Here is a 16,334-nt window from a genome sequence, read left to right as displayed (position 1 = left end):
ATTTGCCATAGTCCCTCTAAAACACTCCTTCGATTCGCCTCAGATACGTCGTCGCTTTGGAGGACGGCACCCGTTATGAGGCAGTGGGGTAACGTCTTTAATTAAAGTGATTTCAAGCCCAGCAGCCATTAAGGAACGGATAGCCGTCTCACGGCCCGGCCCCGGCCCTTTCACATAAACTTCCACCTGCCGCATTCCATGTTCCATAGCGGCACGTGCAGCCCGCTCCGCGGCCACTTGGGCAGCGAAAGGAGTTCCTTTGCGGGTGCCTTTAAAACCCACCGTGCCGGCGCTCGCCCAGGAAACGGTGTTGCCTTGCATATCGGTCAGCGTGACCAACGTGTTATTAAAAGTGGCCTGGATGTGGGCGATTCCCTGAACGACATTCTTCTTCTCTTTCGCTCGTGCACGCCCACTTCGTGTAGCCGTCTGCTTATTTGCCATACAAAGTCGCTCCTACTTCTTCGCCTTTTTCTTACCGGCAACCGTGCGCCGTTTTCCTTTGCGGGTACGGGCATTGGTTTTGGTACGCTGGCCGCGCACCGGAAGCCCCCGCCGATGGCGCAGGCCTCGATAACACTGTATCTCCATCAATCGCCGGATGTTCAACTGAACCTCACGCCGAAGGTCGCCCTCCACCCGATATTCTCGCTCGATGATCTCGCGTAGGCGCCCAAGCTCGGCCTCGGTAAGGTCACGAACACGACGCGATGGGTCGATTCCTGCCTGCGCCACGATCTTCTTCGCGCTCGGCAAACCGATCCCGTAAATATAAGGCAGCGCATATTCGATTCGTTTATCGCGTGGCAAATCCACGCCCGCAATACGTGCCAAGCTACTCCTCCTCGGACGGACCGGTTCCTACCCGATCACTAACCCTGACGCTGTTTATGTTTCGGATTAACACAGATAACGCGAACCACTCCTTCGCGTTTGATGACTTTACACTTGTTACATATCTTTTTGACAGACGCGCGTACTTTCATACGCTTACCTCCTTCTGGAGTTTGAGCGTTAAAGTATACCCCAAAACATAAGAAAAATGTGTTGTTGTACGCGCTCTTTCGCGAAAAAAGCTCTAGGGCCTCTATTTCCAGCGGTGTGTTATGCGGCCACGTTCCAGATCGTAGGGCGATAGCTCCACCAAAACCCTATCCCCTGGCAAAATGCGTATCTCATTGCGGCGCATTCGACCGGAGATATAGGCTAAGATGTAGCGTTTCTGCTCGCCTACAGGTATCTCCACGCGGAACATGGCGTTGGGTAGCACCTCCGTTACTACACCCTCGACTTTAATGCCCTCTTCTTTGGTCGTCTCCGGCGTCGGTTTCCGCGCCCCTCCGGACGACACATGCCCACCGGTGGGGCGTCCGCCGCCTCCCTTAGAGCTTTTCGATGTTCCTTTTTTTCTAGGTGTCTGCATGCATTCTCCAGTCCACAGAGAATTAGCCCTGTGTCAGTATCTCTGCCCCATGGGGCACGATCGCTACCGTGTGTTCAAAATGAGCCGATAGCTTTCCATCCGCTGTCACCACCGTCCACCCATCGTCAAGGGTGCGTATTTCTTTACGCCCCATGTTTACCATCGGCTCAATGGCAAACGTCATTCCACACTCCAGACGTAAGCCCGTTCCAGGTCGCCCATAGTTAGGCACATCTATTTCCGACTCGTGCATGCGCAGCCCCACACCGTGTCCGTGCAGCTCGCGCACCACAGAATAGCCGTGTGCTTCGACGAACTTTTGTATCGCATGCCCGACGTCTCCAATCCGATTTCCCGGCCTGGCCTTCTCAATCCCTTTGTAGAGCGCCTCCTCCGTAACCTTTAACAACCTATCGGCCTGAGGGGTTAAAGGGCCAACCCCAAACGTGTAGGCGGTGTCGGCAATATATCCGTTCAACTCAACACAACAGTCTATGGTTACGATATCTCCGGCTTTCAGCACTCTGCTGCCGGGGATGGCGTGCACGATCTCTTCGTTCACCGAAATGCACGTCCACGCCGGATAAGGAGGATGCCCTGGCGGAGCATAGCCCAAACAAGGAGAGCGCCCACCCTGCTCAGTGATGATACGAATCGCGATCTCTTCGAGTTCTCCTGTGGTCATCCCCGGCTCGGCCACCTCGCGTACCGCATCAATCACCTTCCGCGCCAATCTCCCTGCAGCACGTATGCGTTCGATCTCCTCCGGTGTTTTTAAGCGTATCATCGCATCTCCTTGCCGGCCTCACCGCGCAATCGGTTCAACAGGGCCAGCACCCGTTCAAATACAACGTCGGGGTCGGCGTTGGCATCTACACTATAGAGCACCCCTTTATTCCGATAATAGTCTATAAGCGGGGCCGTCTTCTCTTTATAGGCCTCAAGACGGCGTTGTACCACTTCAGGCCGATCATCTTCCCGTATCACAAGTGGCGCACCACAAAGGTCGCAATGTCCGGGCCGACGCGGCGGGTTCGTTTCAAGGTTGTAGGTCGAACCATCGTTTGGGCACTCGCGTCGTCCACTCAAACGGCGTATCAGCAGCTCTTGTGGTGCCTCGAAATCTAAAACCGCCGTCAGCCGGCGCCGTTGTTGCTCGAGCAGTTGCGTAAGGGCTTCCGCCTGGGCCACCGTACGCGGAAACCCATCGAGCAGAAAACCGTTGGCGCAGTCCGCCTCTGTGATGCGCTCCTCTATGGCGCGAATAACCACATCGTCGGGCACATACTCTCCCTTTTCAATGTGGTATTTCTGGATCTCTTTGCCTAGAGGTGTTCCTTTGGCAATGGCTTCACGAAACATCGCCCCGGTAGAGATGGCGGGAATGCCAAAATACTGGGAAATGCGCGCCCCCTGTGTTCCTTTGCCGACGCCAGGAGGCCCCAAGAGCACAATAATCATCCTCTACCGCACCTTTGAGGGTACGCCTGAACATAACGTCCCGTTCCCACTGGTGGTGAAGCCGCAAGCACAGATTCCTTCTCCTACTTAGCGCTGCTCTTGATGAAACCTTCGTAGTTGCGAAGCAGAAGCTGCGCCTCGATGGCCTGCAGCGTCTCAATGGCTACCCCAACGACGATGAGAAGGGAAGTCCCTCCAATAAGGGAGAAGGAGTAGAAGTGGGTAATAATCGGCACAAGATAGGGCAACAGCGCGATAACGGCCAGGAAGACAGCCCCTGCCAACGTGATTCGCGATACGACTCCATCCAGATACTCGAACGTTGGTTTACCGGGGCGAATGCCGGGAATATAGCTTCCATACTTCTTCAGGTTTTCGGCCATGTCCTCCACGTTCAACACGATGGCCGTGTAGAAATAGGTGAAGAAAATGGTTAAAAGCGCATAGAAAACGGCCGCTATCCAGCTTGCTCCGGGGCTGAGCTTGTTGGCAATGGGTGTAAGCCAGTCGGCGAAATGATAGAAAAGCCCTAAGAAGCCCGTTGTATTGTGCGAAAGCAGCGCCTTCAGTGAACTGGCCAAGGTTGCCGGCAGCAACAACAGCGAGATGGCGAAGATGATGGGCATTACCCCCGCCGTGTTGACCTTGATTGGCAGGTAGGCGCCGCCTCCGGCCTGTATTTGGCGCATACCGATAACGCGCTTGTTATGTTGTATGGGGATTCGGCGCGTCCCCTGAACCAAGTACACGACCCCGAGCACGGTGAGGTAAAAAAGCGCAAGAAGCAGCAACAAATTGAACCAGGAGGCGGTTCCGCTCTCGATCTCTTGAACCATATTGCTCACCTGCTGAGGCAGGTTCAACAAAATTCCGGCAAAGATGACCAGAGACACGCCGTTGCCGACGCCTTTTTCGGTTACCTGCTCGCCCAACCACAGCAGGAACATAGAGCCGGCCACCATGGCGGTTATCGCCAAAAAGCTCTCCGGCGAGAACAGCCCGATGTTGATGCCAAAGGATTTAAAGAGAACGATCACCCCAAAGGCCTGCAGAATGGAGAGGACAATGGTAGTCCATCGGGTATACCTGGCGATCTGTTTTCTACCGGCTTCGCCCTCTTTCTGCAGTGCATCGAGCGCAGGAAAGGCCACGGTAAGCATCTGAAAAAGGATGGAGGCATTAATGTAGGGTGTAATACCCATCGCAAAAACCGAGCCACGACGCAGAGAGCCTCCGGTAAAGATGTTAATAAGGTTAAAGACGTTGCTGGCGGCGCCGTTGCCCGCAAAACCGTTTGCAGCGTTGCGTAAGTCTATGCCGGGGATGGGAATGAACGCCCCAAAGGCATAGATAAGAAACATCAGCATTAAGAAGCGGATACGGCGCCTTAGTTCCGGTATTTCCCAAGCTCTCTGCAGTGCCTCGATCATAACATTACCTCGCTAATGGCGGCAAAACCTCAACCGTGCCTCCGGCCGCCTCAATGGCTTTTTTGGCGCGCTCGCTGAACTGGTGAGCACGCACGGTGAGTTTTTTAGTTAGATTGCCCTCACCGAGAATCTTGAGGCCATCGTGCAGCTCCCGCACAAACCCGAGCTGCATCAAGACCTCCGGGGTCACTTCGGCCCCATCGGAGAAGTGCTCTTCTAGTATATATAGATTTACGACAGAATAGAGTTTTTTATTCACCGGCTTGAAACCGCGTTTTTGTGGCAACCGCCGATGTAACGGGGTCTGCCCACCCTCGAAATTAGGCTTGATCTGGTCACGGGCTTTGTTTCCCTTTGTCCCACGTCCGCAGGTCTTTCCGTGCCCGGAACCGATTCCGCGACCGAGCCGCTTTCGCCGATGAGTGGCTCCTTCTGCCGGCGCGAGTGTATGTAATCCGATAGCCATCGTTACTTCCCTGTTGCTCCTTCTTTATTATTTACCGTCTCCACCGTCACCAGGTGAACAACCTTGTTGATCATCCCACGAATTGCCGGTGTGTCGGCCTTTTCTACGGTCTGATGAAGATGGCGCAGCCCCAAGGCCCGCAACGTCAACCCCTGCGATTTTTCATAGCCGATGGGACTACGTCGCAGGGTAATGCGCAGTTTACTGCTCTTCATTTGCCGCGCTCTCCTCCTCAGCAGGCGCTGCCCATGGCATAAGGGTGTGCAACGAGGTCTCTCGCATAGCAGCCACTTCATCGGGGCGTTTCATCTGCTTCAACGCTTTCATCGTAGCCCAACAGATGTTGATGGCATTAGACGAACCGAGCGATTTGGCCAGGGCGTTACGCACCCCCGCCAGCTCCAGAATAACGCGTATGCTGCTGCCGGCCACAATTCCTGTACCATCGGAGGCCGGCTTAAGCAACACCTCGGCAGCTCCTTCTTTTACGACGATCTCGTGTGGCAAGGTGTGGTTTACAATGGGCACGTAGATAATGTTTTTCTTGGCGGCCTCCACTCCCTTACGAATCGCATCGGGGATGGCACGCGCTTTCCCCAAACCGGCCCCTACATGCCCGTTGCCGTCACCAACAACCACCAAGGCGCTCCAGCTTAGGGTGCGTCCCCCTTTCTTGGTTTTTTGGCACTTGTTGGTGCGGACGACGCGCTCCTCTAAACTCAGCTTGTCAGGGTCTATCTTTGTGGTTAACACGGATATCCTCTCCTAAAATCTAAGCCCGCCTTCTCGCGCAGCCTCGGCTAAGGCGCGAACACGGCCATGATATTTGTATCCACCTCTATCGAAAACCACTGTGGTGATGCCTTTTTCCAGCGCACGCTCGGCCAACAGCTTCCCTACCGCCTTGGCGGCCTCCACGTTACCCCCCGTTTTGAGGGTTGAGCGCAGTGCCTTGTCTACCGTAGAGGCATAGACCAGCGTATGGCCTACGCTATCGTCAATCAACTGAGCGTAAATGTGCTGTAGGCTACGGGATACGTTGAGCCGAGGACGCTCCGCCGTACCGAATATCTTCGCCCGAACCCGCCGATGGCGGCGCTTTCTTAGGCTCTCTTTCAAATCAGGTCGCATTCTCTTCTCCCGCGTCGGATTTCCGACCCGACGCTCTTCATGGTGTGTCTCTCTGAAGGCCTACTAGGCCCAAAACGCCACAGCAAGGCGCAGTCCGTTATTATACTCCAAATGCGCCTACTTTTTCCCTTTGGCGCCTCGCTTGCCGGACTTGCCCTGTTTAAGGCGAATCACCTCGCCTTTGTAGCGAATGCCTTTCCCTTTGTAAGGCTCCGGCTTGCGCAGGCTGCGTATCTCTGCTGCCGTCTGGCCTACGCGCTCCTTGTCTATACCGCTTACCACGATCACAGGGTTGCGCGTTTGGGGGTCGGTAGTAACACTGAAATCAATCCCCTCGCGCGGCAGCACCTCAATCGCGTGGGAATAGCCCACATTCAGTTGCAGCACCTTGCCCTGCATCGCAGCGCGAAAACCAACGCCTTGTATCTCAAGCTGCTTCTCAAACCCCTTCGTTACGCCCTCCACCATGTTGGCTACAAGGGTGCGGCTTAGCCCGTGGAGTGCGCGGAAGTTCTCGCTGCGGTCGGTGCCTCTCCCCTCATCATCGGCCGGGCGCTCCACACGCACGGTGTTGCCCTCTTGCACCACCTTTATGGCAGGATGAAGCGCTTTTTGGAGGGTTCCTTTCGGACCTTTTACGGTAACCACTCCCTGCGCATCTTGTGTAACGCTGACTCCGGCAGGCAGCACAATAGGTCGTTTACCGATTCGTGACATCGCTTCAACTCCTTCTTAGTACACGTAGCAAATAACTTCGCCACCGACACCGCGGCGACGCGCTTCTCTATCGGTCATCACACCATGCGATGTGGAGATAATCGCTATCCCCAAGCCGCGCAAAACACGCGGCACCTCGTCCTTCTTGCAGTAGACCCGACGCCCGGGTTTGCTAACTCGCTTCAGGTTGGTGATGATCTTCTCACGGCGTGGGCCATACTTTAGATAGACTCTGATCTTGTTTTGAGGCGTCTGTTCGATCACCTCATACCCCTTAATGAAGCCCTCTTCATGCAGAATGCGCACGATCTCCTGCTTCAAACGCGAAGCCGAAATCTCCACACTCTCGTGTTCGGCCTTGTTGGCATTGCGAATCCGAGTTAACAGATCGGCGATAGGGTCGGTTGTATAAGCCATGGTCTCCTCCTACCAACTCGCCTTTCGGATTCCGGGAATCTCCCCGCGCAGCGCCCTCTCTCGCAAACAGATGCGGCACAGTCCGAACTTGCGAAAAACCGCTCGGGCCCTGCCACAAATGCTGCAGCGAGTGTAGGCACGCACGGCGAACTTCGGCTTTCTCTTCGCCTTTTCAATCAACGCTTTCTTTGCCATTTTTGCTCCTTCTATCTAGGTTTTCAGGGCGAACACCGCGCCCTTGTCACAAAGTATCGCTACTCTGTGCCAAGAATCTGCAAGGTCTCCCTTGCCTCGCGCTCCTTCTTGTGGTTCGCGATGCGGATCGGGCTAGAAGCTCCAGCCCGATCCTTTCTACTACTTTCTAACCGGCGTGTGCCGCCTCCTGTTTATGTTTCGCTATGATAGCTTGTGCGATATGCACCGGTACCTCCTCATAGTGCGAAAACGAGGTCGAGAAGGTGCCATGCCCTCGGGTTATCGAACGAAGGTCTATGGCATAACGTAACATCTCCGCCTGAGGCACCTGCGCCCGAAGCAACATACGCCCATTACCTAGGCTTTCGTTGCCCAAAATCCGGCCTCTGCGCGTAGAGAGATCGCTCATCACATCGCCCATCATCTCGTTGGGCACGATCACCTCCACATTGAGGATAGGCTCGAGCAGCACCGGATTGGCCTTTGGGGCCACATTGTTGAACGCCAAAATACCGGCCATAATGAAGGCGGCCTCCGACGAGTCTACCTCATGATACGAGCCGTCGTAGCAGGTCACCTTAAAATCTACCACAGGATAGCCGGCCAGCACTCCCGTTTCGGCCGCCTGTCGAATTCCCTTCTCCACAGCCGGAATAAACTGGCGCGGTATCACGCCACCTACAATGGCATCCACAAACTCGATGCCACCGCCCGGGTTGGGTTCAAGCCGTATCCAGCAATCCCCATACTGGCCACGACCTCCCGTCTGTTTCTTATGTTTGCCCTGCCCTTCCGCTTTGGCCTTGATGGTCTCCCGATAGGGCACCTTGCGTTCCACGATCTCCACATTGGCACCGAACTTCTTGAGCCGCTCCACCACGATCGCCAAGTGCGTCTCACCGGCACCGGCGATCACCGTTTGACCGGTTTCGGGGTCACGATAGTAGCGGAATGCCGGGTCGGCCACCGCCACCCGTTGGAGCGCCGGCCCCATTTTATCTTCATCTACCTTCGACTTAGCCACTATTGCTTGCTCAAACACCGGCTCCGGAAACGGCGTATGATCAAGCACAATCGGCTTTGCCGGGTCGCACAGGGTATCTCCGGTGCGCGTATCGGCGAGCTTGGCCGTCACCCCGATATCTCCGGCTTTTATCTCCGACGTCGGCTCCTGGTTTTTGCCACGGACGAAATAGAGCTGCCCAACCCGCTCCTCCTTACCTCGGTTGGCATTCAGCACGGTGCTGCCCATTTTGATGACGCCCGACTTCACGCGGAAATAGCTCAGAGTCCCCAAAAATGGGTCGGCAATGGTTTTAAACACCAGCGCGGCCAGCGGCGCATTTTCGGACGCTTCGCGTACCTCCTCTGCACCGGTTTGCGGGTTCTTACCGTGCACGGCTCCGAATTCCAGCGGGTTCGGAAACTCATGCACGATGATATCGAGCAGATCGGTCATTCCTATGTCTTTCAAGGCCGAGCCACACAGCACAGGCACCACTTTCCCGTCGTCAATTCCCTCATGAAGGCCACGCACTACCTCATCGTGGGTCAGTTCCTCGCCGCTTAAAAACTTTTCAATCAGTTCGTCATCTCCCTCAGCTGCCGATTCGACGAGCAACTCACGGTATCGGGCGGCCTCTTCTTTATACTCCTCAGGTATCTCCGCACAGGTCACCTCTTTACCGCTACCGATGAAGGCCTTCATCTCCACAAGGTCAATAACCCCTTGAAAAGAGGTTGCGCTTCCTATTGGCAGTTGCAAAGGCGCGATGGTGTTGCCGTAGCGTTGGCGCAGTGCTGTTACCACCGCTTGGTAGTCGGCATTCTCCCGATCCATTTTGTTCACAAACACGGCACGCGGCAGGTTGCGGTTTGCCGCCATCTCCCAGGCGATCTCGAAGCCGACCTCCGGCGCTCCTTGTGCCGGTGTTACCAGGATCGCCGCCTCCACCACATCGAGCGCACTCCCGACCTCACCGACAAAATCGAGATAGCCCGGTGCGTCCACAAAATTGATCTTGGTGCCGTGCCACTCGCAGGGTGCCAGTGCGATATTGATGCTGATATGTCGCCTCTGCTCTTCCGGATCGAAATCGCACGTGGCCGTGCCATCGTCTACACGTCCAAGCCTCTCTATGGCTCCGGTAGTATAGAGCAGAGCCTCCGCCAGCGACGTCTTACCACTCCCCTGATGACCAAACAAACCCACATTACGTATTGCCTCGATGCTGTAGCTCTTCATGGACAGATCTCCACCAAAGATTAGGATATTGACAGGCTAATGGAAACCATCATCAGCCTTTGGGAGATGTCCTTCCGAAAACGCTGAACGCGCGGCCTTTCATCTCCCGGGTATGCTTGCAAGGGAGATATTTATGCATCTCAAGGCAAATTCCTGCCTTTGTTCTCACATTGGCATCTGCATCATGGGGCACGACACCTTTTAGCGCGAGCGGAACGGCATGCCGAGTTCTCTGAGCAGCGCTCTTGCCTCCTCATCGGTGCGAGCGGTCGTACAGATGATCACATCCATACCGCGCACCTTATCTATCTTATCGTAATCTATTTCCGGAAAGACCAACTGCTCTTTAATCCCTATGGCAAAGTTGCCACGCCCATCGAACGAGTTGGGCGAGACCCCCTGAAAGTCCCGAATGCGAGGCAAGGCCACATTCACCAGGCGATCCAAAAACTCGTACATTCTATCGCCGCGAAGGGTTACCTTACAGCCGACTTTGGCGCCCGCACGTATCTTGAAGTTCGCGATGGATTTGCGTGCCAATGTAACCACCGGCTTCTGCCCGGAAATTGTGGCCATATCGCGCACTGCCCCATCTAGCTCAGAGGCATACTGCCCACTCGTTTGGCCGGCGCGTCCTACGCCCATATTGATCACGATCTTTTCGAGCTTCGGCACCTGCATCACATTACGGTAGCCGAACGCCTTCATCAGGGCCGGCACCACCTCTTTACGATAGCGTTCTTTCAATCGAGCCATTCTCTTACCTCTCTTGACCGATTTCCGACCGGTCTGTGCTTATTTTTACCCGATCTCTTTCCCACAATCGGGATGTTTGCAAACACGATATTTTCTTCGTGCCGGCTTGGCCTCACCCTCTCGGTAGGCGTAGCCCACACGTGTGGGCCGATTGCAGTTCGGGCACACCAGCATGACCTTAGAGGCATAGAGCGGGGCCTCCTCTTCGATACGGCCACCGGGGATAACGCGGGCCGGATCGTTCGGGTCGGCCCCCCGTCGCACACGCTCTTTGCGGTGTCGGGTAATAATGTTTACGCCCTTTACCTTCACCTTATTCAACTTCGGAAAGGCCTGAATCACCTCACCACGGCGGCCTTTATCTTTGCCGGAGATCACCTCTACGGTGTCGCCTTTCTTAATGCGCAACTTAACCGGTTTTTCGGGTATTGCGCGCTTCAGCTTTTCCATCTTTAAAGCACCTCCGGCGCCAACGAGATGATCTTCATGAAGTCACGATCACGCAGCTCCCGTGCCACAGGGCCGAAGATTCGCGTTCCTCGTGGCTCGAGATTGTTTTGGATGACCACCGCCGCGTTATCATCAAATCGCAACACAGAGCCGTCGGGGCGACGTATGGGCTGTTTGGTGCGCACGACCACGCATTTCACCACGTCGCTCTTTTTCACGGCCTGGTTGGGCGTTGCCGATTTTACCACGCCCACAATGATGTCGCCCACATGGGCATAGCGTGCGTTAGAACCTTTTAATACACGCACACACATTATCTCACGCGCCCCAGAGTTATCGGCGCATTTTAGTCGCGTATATGGCTGTATCATGGTTACTTCGCCCTCTCTAGAATGCGCACGACCCGCCAACATTTCTCTTTCGAGAGCGGGCGTGTCTCCATAATCTCCACGATATCGCCCTCATTGCAGGAATTCTCTTCATCGTGCGCTTTAAATTTGGTGGTTTTGCGAACGATTTTTCCGTAAAGGGGGTGGCGCACACGGCGTTCCACAGCCACCACCACCGTTTTATCCATTTTGTTGCTTACAACCTTCCCTTGGCGCACCTTGCGCCGTCCTCTCTGGGGCGGCGCCGTAGGCTGCTGCATCTGCTCGTCTGCCATTTTACTTCTTTCCCTCCCGTTCGCGTGCAAGCTCACGCTCGCGCAGAATGGTTAGTGCTCGTGCAATTTGGCGGCGCGCTTTGCGGATGGCCGCCGTGTCTTTCAGTTGATGCAGTGCGTTCTGACGCCGCATATCGTAGAGTGCAGCCCTATTTGCTGCTATCTCCTTGCGTAAGTCCTCGTCACTCATCTCGCGCAGTTGGCGGCGTATCTCCTTCAGCTTTAACTCAGCCATTGTTCGCCTCCTCTGCAGCGGTTGCGGCTACCTCACCGGCGCTCTGCCCTGAGGTTTTAGCCTGTTCCTGGTCTATTCGTCGCACAAACTTCACGTCAATCGGCAACTTATGTGAGGCCAGACGCATGGCCTCTTTAGCCACCTCTTCAGGCACGCCCCCCATCTCAAAGAGGATACGTCCCGGCTTTACCACGGCGACCCATCCTTCAGGGGCTCCCTTTCCGGAACCCATGCGGGTCTCGGCCGGTTTTTTGGTAAAAGGCTTATCCGGAAAGACGCGGATCCAGATTTTGCCTTGACGCCTTATGTAGCGGTTCATGGCGATACGGGCGGCCTCAATTTGGTTGGCCGTCAGCCAGCACGGCTCCAGCGCCTGCAGCCCATACTCTCCAAAGGCCACCGTATTGCCTCGTGTGGCCTTTCCGGCCATAGTGCCCCGCTGTTGCTTGCGGTATTTTGTGCGTTTTGGCATCAACATTGTTTATTTCTCCTCCATAAGGCGGCGCAGTGCTTCCTTAGCGGAAGCCTGCGCCGCCGTAAGGCTTTTCGCCTAGGATCGTTTTTAAGAGCCGTTAGAAGCGGCCGGTCGCGGGCGAGAGCCTCGCCGTCCAGTTCGCCGAGAGCGTCCACCGCGGGCGCCACCGCGCTCAGCACGCTCCGCCGAACGCCCTTCATAGCGAGCTTGGCGCGTGGGCGGAAGCTCCGACTGGCGTGGTTGGCCTGGCAGAACATCGCCTTTATATATCCAAACCTTCACGCCGATGTTCCCATAGGTCGTGGGAGCTTCGGCAAACCCGTAGTCTATGTCGGCGCGCAGCGTTTGAAGAGGAATTTTTCCTTGCCGGTCCTGCTCGCGTCGGGCCATTTCGGCCCCGGCCAGTCGCCCCGAGCACATCACTCGTATGCCCTTGGCTCCCAATTTCACCGCGCGCAATACGGCCTGACGCATAGCCCGCTTGTAGGCGATGCGTTTGGATATCTGCATCGCGATGGATTCGGCTACCAGTTGTGCGTCGAGATCGGCGTGAGGTATTTCCTGCACGCTGATCGGCAACAGCGGCTTCTTGATGACTTTTTCAAGCGCTGCACGCAGATCCTCTGCACCCTTCCCGCTCTTGCCGATGATCACGCCGGGTTTTGCCGTGTGCAGTGTTATCTTTATGCGATTGCCTGCCCGTTCGATCTCCACACGTGATACCGCTGCGTTTGGCAAGTGCTCTTTTACGTAGCGGCGGATGAGGTAGTCCTCATAAACCGCCTCGGCGAAGCCGCGCTTCGGCAGGTACCACTTGCTATCCGGCTCTCGAATAACACCGATACGAAACCCGATGGGGTGAACCTTTTGTCCCAAGTTCTCTTCCCTTCTCGCAGAATCAGCTTTCTTCTTTGTTGTTAGCTTCAGACGATGCCGACTCGCCTCCGGCAGTCGGCTCTCCTACCACCTCTTCACCAGCGGTTCCCACCTCGCCCTGTGGCTCCTCCACGATAGGCGCCTCCTCCGGCTCCTCTTGGATGGTCTCAGCGGCTAGAGCCTCCGTGGCTGCAGGAGCCGGTGTGGGTGTTGCTTCGGCCGCCTTTGTGGCACGCGCTGCCCTTGCGGCCTCTGCACGCGAGCGAGTGGCTCGGCGAACTCGCCTCGGCTTCGGCTCGCCCTCCTCCACCACAATCGTGATGTGGCTGGTGCGATGCAGGATGCGATAGACCCGCCCCTGCGCCCGAGGATGGATGCGTTTAATGCGCGGCCCCTCATCTACGCGGGCCGACACCACCTTCAGGCGTTCTGCATCCAGCGAGTGGTTGTTCACGGCGTTCGCCACCGCCGAAGTTAATACGCGGTGGATAAAACCGGCCGCCCTGTTCGGCACAAAGTTCAAAAAGGCCAGCGCTTCTTGCACGTAGAGGCCGCGAATCTCATCTATAACCAGGCGCGCTTTGCGCGGTGGCACGCGAACGAACTTGGCCACCGCCATGGCCTGATTCTTTGCCACCCTTCTTGGCTGGTTTTTTTTGCGGTTTTCCCGGTGCGTTTTGGGTCGCTCCAGGATATCCGCATCCTTATCTTCCGCCATTTTTCGCTATCCTTCCCGTCACTTAATACCCGTACGTCGTTCTACTTGTTGTCCGGCATGGCCTCGAAAGGTGCGGGTTGGGGCAAACTCGCCGAGCTTATGGCCTACCATGTTTTCGGTTACAAAGATGGGAACGTGTTTACGCCCATCGTGCACCAAGAAAGTATGCCCGATAAACTCGGGAAAGATGGTGGAACGCCGCGACCAGGTTTTAATAGCCCGTTTCTCCCCGCGTGCGTTCATCGCCCGCACCTTTTCCAAAAGCTTCGGGTCGGCATAAGGCCCTTTTTTCAAAGAACGTCCCATATCGCTCCTCCTTTACTTTTGGTCGCGTCGGCGTACGATGTACTTATCGGTCGCCTTATTCCGCCGTGTTTTTCGTCCCAAAGCCGGTTTGCCCCAAGGAGAGGCCGGCCCCTTCTTACGCCCAATCGGGCTTTGCGCTTCGCCACCACCGTGCGGGTGATCCCGCGGGGTCATGGCCACCCCGCGCACGTGGCCCCTTCGGCCTCGCCAGCGAGTAGCCCCTGCCTTGCCCAACGAAATGTTCTCATGCTCGGGGTTACCCACCTGCCCCACAGTGGCACGGCAGTCAAGCCGAATGAGTCGTGTTTCTCCGGAAGGCAGACGCACTTGGGCGTACTTGCCCTCTTTTGCCATCAGTTGCGCCCCCGTTCCGGCCGAGCGCACCAACTGGCCCCCCCGGCCTGGGTAAAGCTCAATATTGTGAATGGTGGTTCCAACGGGAATAGCCCGCAAGGGCAACGCATTGCCCGGACGAATATCGGCCGTATCGCTCGAAATAACCGTATCTCCCTCTTTTAACCCGAGAGGAGTGAGGATGTAGCGTTTTTCGCCATCCTCATATTCAACCAGCGAGATACGACACGTGCGATTCGGGTCGTACTCGATGGTCAGCACCTTCCCTGGCACATCGAGCTTATCTCGCTTAAAATCAATAATGCGATACATCCGTTTATTGCCGCCACCACGAAATCGAGCGGTAATGCGCCCTTTGTTATTGCGCCCGCCACTTTTCTTAAGCGGCTCGAGAAGCGGCTTATACGGCTCAACGGGTTGGTTCTTTCCCTCGGCCCGCGTCAGCTCTGAATAGGTTGGCGTTGCCCGCCATCGTCTTCCCGGCGTTATTGGTTTATGCTTACGAATGGGCATCTTTCTCTCTCATTCTCAAGAATTAGACCCCCTCAAACAGCGTGAGAGGACGATCCGTCGTTACAATAGCCTTTTTCCATGTCGGGCTATAGCCCGGCTTGCCTCCGCGCACCAGTGCACGGCGCTTTTTGCCTTTAACCCGCATGGTGTTTACGGAGAGCACCTTCACCCCCTGGTGTGCATAGATGGTTTGAATAGCCCAAGCGATCTCGAATTTATTGGCATCGAGCCGCACTCGAAAGTGGTACTTATTAAGCCCAGCCTGTGCGTTGGTCTTCTCGGTCAAGAGAGGACGCTCAATAATCTCATGTGGGTCTCTCATGCTGCCGCCACCTCCTCTTTACTCTCCTCCGGCGCCCAAACCGCCGCAATTTTTTCTACCGCATCGGCTACCAACACGATCTTGTGAGCTACCATCACATCGCGAACCGAAAAGTTAGGTGCGTAGCGCAACGTTACCGTCGGCAGGTTGCGCGTGCTCAGCAGAACCGTTTTATCGTACTCCGGCAGTATGATAAGCACACGTCGTTCCGACTGAAGCCCAAGCGCCGCCAGAAGGGCTGTTGCCTGTTTCGTTTTGATGGCATCGAAGGCCAACTTCTCCAGCCCTATCACCGCACCATTGCGCACCTTAGCCGAAAGCGCCGAGCGCATGGCGCTACGCCGCATTTTCACCGGCAAATCCTTGCGGTAGTCGCGCGGGTGTGGACCGAAAACGACGCCTCCACCGCGCCAGTGGGGGGCGCGAATAGAGCCTTGGCGTGCCCGACCGGTTCCCTTTTGCCGCCAGGGTTTCCTTCCACCTCCACGCACCTCAGAGCGTTGCTTCGTATCATGGGTGCCTAGGCGTTGGTTGGCCTCCTCGGCCACAACCACCTGATGCACCAACGCGGCCCGAAACTCCACATCGAATATCGAATCGGGGAGAGATAGAGAACCTACCTCTTTACCTTCCATATTGTATAAGGGTACTGATGCCATCTCTTTACTCTCCCTTCCTATCGGATCGGCAAGCGCTGGATGCGGACAAGCTCTCCTTCCGCACCCGGCACCGCGCCTTTAATGAAAATGAGATTTCTATCCACATCCACGCGTACAACCTGCAGTCCGCGCACCGTCACCTGTTTAGCTCCCATATGTCCCGGCTTCCTGGTTCCTTTGAAGGTACGAGCCGCATCGGTCGCCCCACTCGACTGCGGTTTTCGGTGGATCATCGAACCGTGGGTCATATCGGCTCCATGAAAATGGAAGCGCTTCACAACCCCTTGAAAACCTTTTCCCTTTGAGATGCCGGTAACCTTCACCCGCATGCCGGGGCGAAAGATGTCGCACCGGATGCTATCGCCCACCTTGTACTCGCTGATATCGTCCGTTCGTATCTCGCGCAGATAGCGCAAAGGGGATACGCCGGCGCGCTGAAAGTGTCCCTTGAGAGGGCGGTTGATGTGGCGCTCGTGCGCCTCTCCAAACCCCACTTGAATGGCCGTATAGCCATCCGTTTC

At 55.9% G+C, this 16,334-nt stretch carries 28 protein-coding genes; all 28 read right to left on the bottom strand.

What is annotated here, in order from left to right:
- Nucleotides 1-39 precede the first annotated feature (39 nt).
- Nucleotides 40-444 (bottom strand): 30S ribosomal protein S11, encoded by a 405-nt coding sequence (gene rpsK / locus VKV29_RS12370; protein WP_324201613.1) that lies wholly within the window; start codon nt 442-444, stop codon nt 40-42.
- A gap of 12 nt (nt 445-456) precedes the next feature.
- Entirely contained in the window at nt 457-834 is a 378-nt protein-coding gene (gene rpsM / locus VKV29_RS12365) for a 30S ribosomal protein S13 (RefSeq protein WP_016484177.1), read from the bottom strand.
- A gap of 38 nt (nt 835-872) precedes the next feature.
- Nucleotides 873-986 (bottom strand): 50S ribosomal protein L36, encoded by a 114-nt coding sequence (gene rpmJ, locus VKV29_RS12360; protein ID WP_016484176.1) that lies wholly within the window; start codon nt 984-986, stop codon nt 873-875.
- A gap of 101 nt (nt 987-1,087) precedes the next feature.
- Nucleotides 1,088-1,351, bottom strand: a complete 264-nt coding sequence (gene infA, locus VKV29_RS12355; RefSeq protein WP_324201617.1) for a translation initiation factor IF-1 — start codon at nt 1,349-1,351, stop codon at nt 1,088-1,090.
- A 94-nt stretch (nt 1,352-1,445) separates the two neighbouring features.
- Complete coding sequence (gene map, locus VKV29_RS12350; RefSeq protein WP_324201612.1) at nt 1,446-2,210, bottom strand: type I methionyl aminopeptidase; 765 nt, start codon at nt 2,208-2,210, stop codon at nt 1,446-1,448.
- Entirely contained in the window at nt 2,207-2,884 is a 678-nt protein-coding gene (locus VKV29_RS12345; RefSeq protein ID WP_324201611.1) for an adenylate kinase, read from the bottom strand. Before VKV29_RS12345 ends, map begins: the two co-directional genes overlap by 4 nt.
- A gap of 83 nt (nt 2,885-2,967) precedes the next feature.
- Complete coding sequence (gene secY / locus VKV29_RS12340) at nt 2,968-4,314, bottom strand: preprotein translocase subunit SecY (protein WP_324201610.1); 1,347 nt, start codon at nt 4,312-4,314, stop codon at nt 2,968-2,970.
- A gap of 4 nt (nt 4,315-4,318) precedes the next feature.
- Nucleotides 4,319-4,774: a 50S ribosomal protein L15 gene (rplO, locus tag VKV29_RS12335; protein ID WP_324201616.1), complete on the bottom strand. Its 456-nt coding sequence runs from the start codon at nt 4,772-4,774 to the stop codon at nt 4,319-4,321.
- A gap of 8 nt (nt 4,775-4,782) precedes the next feature.
- Nucleotides 4,783-4,995, bottom strand: coding sequence for a 50S ribosomal protein L30 (gene rpmD / locus VKV29_RS12330; RefSeq protein ID WP_324201609.1), 213 nt, complete (start codon nt 4,993-4,995; stop codon nt 4,783-4,785).
- Complete coding sequence (rpsE, locus tag VKV29_RS12325; RefSeq protein ID WP_324201608.1) at nt 4,982-5,533, bottom strand: 30S ribosomal protein S5; 552 nt, start codon at nt 5,531-5,533, stop codon at nt 4,982-4,984. The genes rpmD and rpsE overlap by 14 nt, the downstream gene beginning before the upstream one ends.
- Nucleotides 5,534-5,545: 12 nt before the next feature.
- On the bottom strand, nt 5,546-5,911 hold the full coding sequence (gene rplR, locus VKV29_RS12320) for a 50S ribosomal protein L18 (protein WP_324201607.1): 366 nt from the start codon (nt 5,909-5,911) through the stop codon (nt 5,546-5,548).
- Between the two features lie 117 nt (nt 5,912-6,028).
- Nucleotides 6,029-6,628 (bottom strand): 50S ribosomal protein L6, encoded by a 600-nt coding sequence (gene rplF / locus VKV29_RS12315; RefSeq protein WP_324201606.1) that lies wholly within the window; start codon nt 6,626-6,628, stop codon nt 6,029-6,031.
- A 15-nt stretch (nt 6,629-6,643) separates the two neighbouring features.
- On the bottom strand, nt 6,644-7,045 hold the full coding sequence (rpsH, locus tag VKV29_RS12310) for a 30S ribosomal protein S8 (protein ID WP_324201605.1): 402 nt from the start codon (nt 7,043-7,045) through the stop codon (nt 6,644-6,646).
- Between the two features lie 9 nt (nt 7,046-7,054).
- A complete protein-coding gene (locus tag VKV29_RS12305; protein WP_324201604.1) occupies nt 7,055-7,240 on the bottom strand; it encodes a type Z 30S ribosomal protein S14 in 186 nt (61 codons plus the stop codon).
- Nucleotides 7,241-7,406: 166 nt separating this feature from the next.
- Nucleotides 7,407-9,485 (bottom strand): elongation factor G, encoded by a 2,079-nt coding sequence (fusA, locus tag VKV29_RS12300; RefSeq protein WP_324201603.1) that lies wholly within the window; start codon nt 9,483-9,485, stop codon nt 7,407-7,409.
- A gap of 201 nt (nt 9,486-9,686) precedes the next feature.
- Nucleotides 9,687-10,241, bottom strand: a complete 555-nt coding sequence (gene rplE, locus VKV29_RS12295) for a 50S ribosomal protein L5 (protein ID WP_324201602.1) — start codon at nt 10,239-10,241, stop codon at nt 9,687-9,689.
- Nucleotides 10,242-10,286: 45 nt separating this feature from the next.
- On the bottom strand, nt 10,287-10,691 hold the full coding sequence (gene rplX, locus VKV29_RS12290; RefSeq protein ID WP_343217371.1) for a 50S ribosomal protein L24: 405 nt from the start codon (nt 10,689-10,691) through the stop codon (nt 10,287-10,289).
- Between the two features lie 2 nt (nt 10,692-10,693).
- Nucleotides 10,694-11,062: a 50S ribosomal protein L14 gene (gene rplN, locus VKV29_RS12285; RefSeq protein ID WP_324201601.1), complete on the bottom strand. Its 369-nt coding sequence runs from the start codon at nt 11,060-11,062 to the stop codon at nt 10,694-10,696.
- Nucleotides 11,063-11,064: 2 nt separating this feature from the next.
- A complete protein-coding gene (rpsQ, locus tag VKV29_RS12280; protein ID WP_343217370.1) occupies nt 11,065-11,355 on the bottom strand; it encodes a 30S ribosomal protein S17 in 291 nt (96 codons plus the stop codon).
- A 1-nt stretch (nt 11,356) separates the two neighbouring features.
- Nucleotides 11,357-11,590 carry a 50S ribosomal protein L29 gene (gene rpmC, locus VKV29_RS12275; protein ID WP_016484159.1) on the bottom strand — a complete coding sequence of 78 codons (234 nt, stop codon included), beginning with the start codon at nt 11,588-11,590 and terminating at the stop codon, nt 11,357-11,359.
- Nucleotides 11,583-12,068 (bottom strand): 50S ribosomal protein L16, encoded by a 486-nt coding sequence (gene rplP / locus VKV29_RS12270; RefSeq protein ID WP_324201600.1) that lies wholly within the window; start codon nt 12,066-12,068, stop codon nt 11,583-11,585. The genes rpmC and rplP overlap by 8 nt, the downstream gene beginning before the upstream one ends.
- Nucleotides 12,069-12,152: 84 nt before the next feature.
- Nucleotides 12,153-12,941: a 30S ribosomal protein S3 gene (gene rpsC, locus VKV29_RS12265; RefSeq protein ID WP_343217369.1), complete on the bottom strand. Its 789-nt coding sequence runs from the start codon at nt 12,939-12,941 to the stop codon at nt 12,153-12,155.
- Between the two features lie 22 nt (nt 12,942-12,963).
- Entirely contained in the window at nt 12,964-13,659 is a 696-nt protein-coding gene (rplV, locus tag VKV29_RS15320; protein ID WP_343217368.1) for a 50S ribosomal protein L22, read from the bottom strand.
- Nucleotides 13,660-13,677: 18 nt separating this feature from the next.
- Nucleotides 13,678-13,965 carry a 30S ribosomal protein S19 gene (gene rpsS / locus VKV29_RS12255; RefSeq protein WP_016484155.1) on the bottom strand — a complete coding sequence of 96 codons (288 nt, stop codon included), beginning with the start codon at nt 13,963-13,965 and terminating at the stop codon, nt 13,678-13,680.
- Nucleotides 13,966-13,977: 12 nt separating this feature from the next.
- A complete protein-coding gene (gene rplB / locus VKV29_RS12250; RefSeq protein ID WP_324201599.1) occupies nt 13,978-14,832 on the bottom strand; it encodes a 50S ribosomal protein L2 in 855 nt (284 codons plus the stop codon).
- Between the two features lie 22 nt (nt 14,833-14,854).
- Entirely contained in the window at nt 14,855-15,154 is a 300-nt protein-coding gene (gene rplW, locus VKV29_RS12245; RefSeq protein ID WP_324201598.1) for a 50S ribosomal protein L23, read from the bottom strand.
- Complete coding sequence (gene rplD / locus VKV29_RS12240) at nt 15,151-15,813, bottom strand: 50S ribosomal protein L4 (RefSeq protein WP_324201597.1); 663 nt, start codon at nt 15,811-15,813, stop codon at nt 15,151-15,153. Before rplD ends, rplW begins: the two co-directional genes overlap by 4 nt.
- Before the next feature lie 17 nt (nt 15,814-15,830).
- A partial coding sequence (rplC, locus tag VKV29_RS12235) for a 50S ribosomal protein L3 (protein WP_324201596.1) occupies nt 15,831-16,334 on the bottom strand: 504 nt, incomplete at its 5' end.

Origin of the sequence: Chthonomonas sp. (assembly GCF_035294165.1) — a bacterium.
Classification (GTDB): domain Bacteria; phylum Armatimonadota; class Chthonomonadetes; order Chthonomonadales; family Chthonomonadaceae; genus Chthonomonas.
This window is presented reverse-complemented; position numbering and strand designations above follow the sequence as displayed.